Annotated in this window: 7 protein-coding genes; all 7 read right to left on the reverse strand. The window is 34.7% G+C overall.

Translation table 11 applies throughout. The features are described from left to right. Nucleotides 1-368: 368 nt before the first annotated feature. The 7 genes from Megvenef_RS06935 to Megvenef_RS06960 are packed head-to-tail and all read right to left on the reverse strand — an operon-like array spanning nucleotide 369 to nucleotide 5,524. Nucleotides 369-1,415: a hypothetical protein gene (locus Megvenef_RS06935; protein WP_322777242.1), complete on the reverse strand. Its 1,047-nt coding sequence runs from the start codon at nucleotides 1,413-1,415 to the stop codon at nucleotides 369-371. 13 nt (nucleotides 1,416-1,428) lie between these two features. Continuing rightward, nucleotides 1,429-2,001 (reverse strand): malonic semialdehyde reductase, encoded by a 573-nt coding sequence (locus Megvenef_RS06940; RefSeq protein ID WP_322777243.1) that lies wholly within the window; start codon nucleotides 1,999-2,001, stop codon nucleotides 1,429-1,431. Between the two features lie 26 nt (nucleotides 2,002-2,027). Then, nucleotides 2,028-3,020, reverse strand: a complete 993-nt coding sequence (locus Megvenef_RS06945) for a hypothetical protein (RefSeq protein ID WP_322777244.1) — start codon at nucleotides 3,018-3,020, stop codon at nucleotides 2,028-2,030. A gap of 9 nt (nucleotides 3,021-3,029) precedes the next feature. Further along, on the reverse strand, nucleotides 3,030-3,362 hold the full coding sequence (locus Megvenef_RS06950; RefSeq protein ID WP_322777247.1) for a ferredoxin family 2Fe-2S iron-sulfur cluster binding protein: 333 nt from the start codon (nucleotides 3,360-3,362) through the stop codon (nucleotides 3,030-3,032). A 33-nt stretch (nucleotides 3,363-3,395) separates the two neighbouring features. After that, nucleotides 3,396-5,192 carry an Hsp70 family protein gene (locus tag Megvenef_RS06955; RefSeq protein WP_322777245.1) on the reverse strand — a complete coding sequence of 599 codons (1,797 nt, stop codon included), beginning with the start codon at nucleotides 5,190-5,192 and terminating at the stop codon, nucleotides 3,396-3,398. Further along, complete coding sequence (locus Megvenef_RS09900) at nucleotides 5,173-5,307, reverse strand: hypothetical protein (protein WP_410519769.1); 135 nt, start codon at nucleotides 5,305-5,307, stop codon at nucleotides 5,173-5,175. The genes Megvenef_RS06955 and Megvenef_RS09900 overlap by 20 nt, the downstream gene beginning before the upstream one ends. Continuing rightward, the gene (locus Megvenef_RS06960) at nucleotides 5,282-5,524 is read right to left on the reverse strand and encodes a hypothetical protein (RefSeq protein ID WP_322777246.1); all 243 of its coding nucleotides are present in this window, start codon (nucleotides 5,522-5,524) and stop codon (nucleotides 5,282-5,284) included. The genes Megvenef_RS09900 and Megvenef_RS06960 overlap by 26 nt, the downstream gene beginning before the upstream one ends. Nucleotides 5,525-5,763: the final 239 nt, after the last annotated feature.

The following is a 5,763-nucleotide window of genomic DNA, read 5'->3' on the forward strand; positions in this document are numbered from 1 at the left end:
AACACCAAAATTTTACCTTCTTGGCAAAAAAATAGCTCAAAAAATGAATGTGCGGTGATTTATTTTTGAAATTCTTGAAATTATATCAAAAATTTAGAGTTTTGACGGAGAGACGATAAACTTTGCACGCATTCGGCCAAGCATTTTACTAAGCATTAAATCACGCCCCGCAAGAAATACAGTTCTCCAAAGACTTGATCCGGTATCTTCTTATCTACCGTCATGCTGAGCTAAATAGGTTTCGCATGTCTCTTCGGCCCAGTATCTTCTCCTATCATGAGATCCTGAAGTAAACTCAGGATGACGGTGGTAGCGGGTCCCAGTATAAAATCATACAACTCTATACCATTATCCATAACTCAGGTTACCTATAACACAGTCTTTTTTTCACCAAGATGCCAAATTTTTTCAGCTTTACTTCCAAGTAACCAAAAACTTATTGCGAGTATCCCAAAAAATATTGCTTTATGGGTGGCATCCCAAAAGAACTCAAAGAACCTGGTATACAGATTAATAAATAAAAAGGTAATACCGAAACCTTTAGTCATCCCATTATCATATTTTAAACCATGGTAAATAGCTCCACCAGATACAAGACCAAATAAAAGCGACCAATGAAATAACTCAATTTGCTTTACTTCGTACCACAAGCCTATATCTCCATAATTTCCAAATATAGACATTATCCAAGTTGAAATAAATAAGTATAGCAACCCTACTGCAAGGGTTGAACGAAAAAAATAGCCAAATTTTTTGTGGTTTTCAAAGGTTAGAGCTAAGCTAATTAAAATACTGCCAAAAAGAACAAAGCGTAGAGGGTAATTCATACCTAAATAATAGGCTCCCCATCCAGATATATAGCCAGTCTCAGCTCCCATCCAACTACCAAGAGAGATTAAAGAAAAAAGCCAAATTAAATTTGATTTTAAGCAGACTCCCAGAACTCCATAAATTACAAAAGATATAAGTATTAAAATAGAAAAGTGACCACTTCCGGAATCAAACGTCCTTCCTAGTTGGTAAACAGCCATAGCCGTAGTCATTACACCTAAAAATAGGATTGCTTCATTACTATAAACTCTTTCTGGCTTCTTTTGTCGTCTTTGATAACCAGCCCAATAGATTAGACCAGACAAGATTGTAAGACTAATACATTTGACTAGATACGAGGCATTGAAAATAGATTCTAACAACTTCAATAAAACGTTATCAGCTAAAACAGAGCTAATAGAAATAACAATACAAATCAAAGCAACCCAAAACGAATATTTTGCTAACTTCTTCCAATCAAAAGGTATAACATAAATATCATTTTCAAGCGATGACGCCATTTTGTCATCAATCAGGCCGTTTGTATTCCAATATTTCAGGGCGGCTCGGATTGACGTCGCCTGAGATTTATTAACTTTCATCATAGTTTAATTCGCATTATACTATTTTACACACTTCTGCAAAATCTAGCCTTGGTAACCTTGGAAACGGATTATCCCCATCTCTATAGCCTAGGTTACAAACGAAATTAACTTTAAAACCAGTCCCGGATAAAAATTCTTTCTCAATAGCCCCAGCATCGAGGCCAGACATTGGCCCGCAATCTAAACCCAAACTACGAGCAACTATCATAAAATATGCAGCTTGTAATGTTGAATTTCTATTAGCTGTATCGAGCGCAATCGCCTCAGAAGAAGCAAAATAGTTTTTCATGACTGGTGATATAGGATGAGTTTTATCCATCTTTGTATAAAATTTTGTATCGTAGGCAAATATTGCTACAACAGGAGCAGATTTAGTTTTCTCTACATTGCCTTCCATAAGGCATTTTAATAACTTTTCTTTCTGATCTTGGCTTTCAATAAAAATAATTCTCAGGGGACATGAGTTAGCTGAAGTAGGCCCGAGCTTCATAGTATCATATATTTCTTGGAGCAATTCCAAACTAACGGCTTTATCAGTGTATTTGTAACAAGTTCTATCGGCAAAAACGTCTTTAACTGTACGCATACTAGTTCTCCAATTTATGTTAAAAATTACTCCGCCTGTAATTCCATTAAATTCAATTTCCCTACAGTTACCCCTTTATCAGAAAAAACAATTTTAAAATTAGCATTTCCAATATCGTCTTTATTTAACTCACTAGCAGTCGCCTTGCTTATTATCTTCTTCAAGAAAGATTTTGAAAAAATAAAATCCTCTGGAATTAAAGTGTCTACGACCTCATGATATTGATATATAGCAACATCAACTTTACCGTTAGGCAAACTACTTCTACTTAACCTAAGTACCCCCTTAACATCAAGTGCGGCATTATCAAATTTTAAATAAAAATTTGATAAGTCAAATTTACGTTCAAAATCTACTTTCTCAGTTTGATTTTCAAGAATTTCATGATAGCTTAGATCAATTAAAAGATGGGCTTTATTTATTTTCATATAATTCACGGCCGAAGAATAATCTCCAGAGACTTTAATTCTCAAAATATTATTATCCTTCTTTTCTTGAATAGATGATAGCTTAACTGACCCAAGAGTAAATACTTCCTTTTCGCCTAAAAAACCTAACAATTGTGGCGCTACAGAATTAAATGATTTTAACTCTTCCTTCCAATTATTCTTTGTGTCTACAAAAAACAACGAATTATTAAAGGCAATATCGCAATTTATATCAAGAGGTGATGTAATAGTATGAGTTTGCAGAATACTGTTATGCGATTCGTTGTAAACAATTTTACGTCCCAAATTAATCTGCAACGAAGTGCAGCTATAACCAAAACTCAATACTATTTCTTCAGCAGAAATCTCTTTAAGACCGTTTTGGTTTACAATAGTAAGTTTTGGAGAAACTAGACGTATCTTCCAATCAAAAGGAAATCCAAAAAGCTTTGCATCCTCAAACTGAAATTTGATATTATCTGAACTGTATTGACTAGCTTTATCAACAATCTTTCCCTTTATAATGTGAGCTCCTATAACCCATAAGGCTACGGTAACAAGAATGCATAATAAGAGAATTTTTCGAATCACTTCAAGCTATTATAGATTAATATTTCTAGTTGCCGATGGAAGAATAATACGCATACCATCAAGTTCTTTTGTCAAAATAATCTGACAACCTAGCCTCGAAGTATGAGTAAGCCCAAAAGCCAAGTCAAGCATATCTTCCTCAGCTTCTTCTAGTTCTCCTAGTTTGTTGTATATTTTCTCTTCCAGCACAACATGACAAGTAGCGCAAGCTAGAGACCCTTCGCAGGCACCTTCCAGATCTATCTCATTTTGATGGGCTACTTCAAGTATTGACAGACCTACTAAAGCCTCAACTTCTTTTTCCTTGCCAGCTTCTATAAAAATTACTTTTATTTTTTCCATTGCCATACTAAAATACCAAATATTTATTAAGTATTATTTAATTTCATTTATATGCATTCCTTTTAAATGCATGTCCACACCTTTGTCCAAATGCTTCTGGATAAAAACTGTAGCCAAACTATTTAAGCCATCTATTTTTATCAAAATATCTTCCTGATTATCTAAAATAACTGCCTTTTGTAAAGAACTTATTGCCTTATCTATCTTAATTTTTTCATTCTCAGTAAGCAGCCATGGTGTTTCCTCTATAGCTTTTTCAAGCCCTGTAATCAGACTATATGCCCGTTCTTTTGCTTCAACCAATAATCTTTCTTTATGATCTTTGGCCACGTTCTCATATGCAATTTTCAATGCATGAAATACTTCTTCTTCACTCATACCATAACTTGGCTTTACTTCAATAGCATGAATTTTCCCAGTAATAGCTTCTCGCGCTGTAACAGACAAAATACCATCAGCATCTATAGCAAAAACAACCTCTACTCTACCTTTACCCGCTTTAGCAAGAGGGATTCCATTTAATTCAAACCGAGCAAGAGACCTACAATCTTTTGCCATTTCTCGCTCACCCTGCACAATATGGAATTGCATACCAGTCTGATTATCACTATGAGTAGTAAATTCTTGCGTAATAGAAAACGGTATAGGTGTGTTACGCAATATGATTTTTTCAGCTATACCGCCATAAACTTCTAATCCGACTGATAATGAAAGCACATCAATTAACAAAGATTTTGGCTTAGCCGACAAGTTTTCCGCCTGCAAAGCAGCTCCAAGGGCCACAATCTTATCGGGGTCTTGATCAGAATAAATTTCTGTCTTAAATGACTTTGTCAACAAATCTGAAATTAAAGGCATCCTTGTTGATCCACCAACCAAGATAATACCATCTAAATCAATATTATCTGCATCATACAAGGTGTCTTTAGCAACCTTAACAGTCTTTTCAACGACTGGTAATACAAGTTCTTCAAACTCATTACGAGAAATGGCAAGTTTATTATCCTCATAAATAATTTCAATCGAATCTCTGCTCGACAAGTCTTCCTTAGCTTTTTTTGCAAGAAAGATAATTTCGCTATTAATTTCTATGTCCATTTGGCTGGCCATGTAATGAGCCAACAATATATCTATATCATCGCCCCCAAGCATATTATCACCACCGGTCGCTACAACTTGCAAAACTCCTGTACGCATGTTTAGTATCGATACGTCGAACGTCCCGCCACCTAAATCATATACTAAATACGCTCCTTCCTGTTGCTGATTAAGACCATAAGCGTAGGCTGCAGCAGTTGGTTCTGAAATTAATCTTATTACTTCTAGACCAGCTAATCTAGCAGCAAATAATACCTGCCCTCGCGCGTTATCATCAAAATATGCTGGGACAGAGACAACGGCTTTTTTCAGTTTACAATCAAGACTAAGCTCAGCCTCTGACTTTAAATATTTAAAAATTTCAGAAGCTACTTCTGGTAAGCTTAAGTAATTCTTACCTATTTTTACTCTTGGCACAGCAGCGCTTAAATCAAGGTCGCTTGCAAGAGTCATTAAGTTCGGTGTATTTTTGATTTCTTCAGATGATTTTGCTAATAGTCTTTTAATAGAACGAATGTATTTTTTAGCATCGTAATTATTGACGCCAATTTTTTCCTCCATAACGCAAATAACCGACGGCACTAACTCAGAACCGTCACTCATCTTTATTATCTGGCTATTATAGTCTTTGGATATAGCAATCAGAGAATTAGTTGTTCCAAAATCTATGCCAACAACTGTGTCCTCAGAAACTTCAAATTCCCCAGGTTCTCTAATTTCGATTATTTGCATGTTTAATCTTAAGCTTGATATTCCCGACTAAATTAGTAAGATACTTTAGTCTGACAGTAAGATCAAGGGCTTTAGTAAAATTATTTTTTCTAAAATGACTCGTCATTTCTTTCATTAATTCTGCTTTTACAGCTAGTTTCTGTTGTTCTATCGCTCATAAGAAACATTTCGTAACCAGGCGGGATCATTTTTGCCGCTTCTTGCATCTTTTCGTCAGTGCCTTTATAAGCAAAATTAGTGAATAGTACTCCATTGTGGGCTTGATTATTAAAAGCCCTCCAGTCCTGATGATCCTCTGAAATAACTTTGTGAGTCGTATTCGTGTTTTTCATATAATCTAAACTTATGTATTATTAAGCAATATATTTCAAGCTAGTTAGTATAGGCCGGATTTAATTAGCTTGAAATTTTTATATGTATATTACAAAGAAAATAAAATTTGATTAATACATCTAAAACACGATAAAAGTTTTTTGTTGTAAGTAGAAGTCGCTTGCGTTTACCGCGCCGTTGTATAACAATATTTACTATAAATAGTATGTCTAAATTGCTTATAATGGTACAATGAACT

This window comes from Candidatus Megaera venefica (genome assembly GCF_034554655.1).
GTDB classification, from domain to species: domain Bacteria; phylum Pseudomonadota; class Alphaproteobacteria; order Rickettsiales; family Rickettsiaceae; genus Megaera_A; species Megaera_A venefica.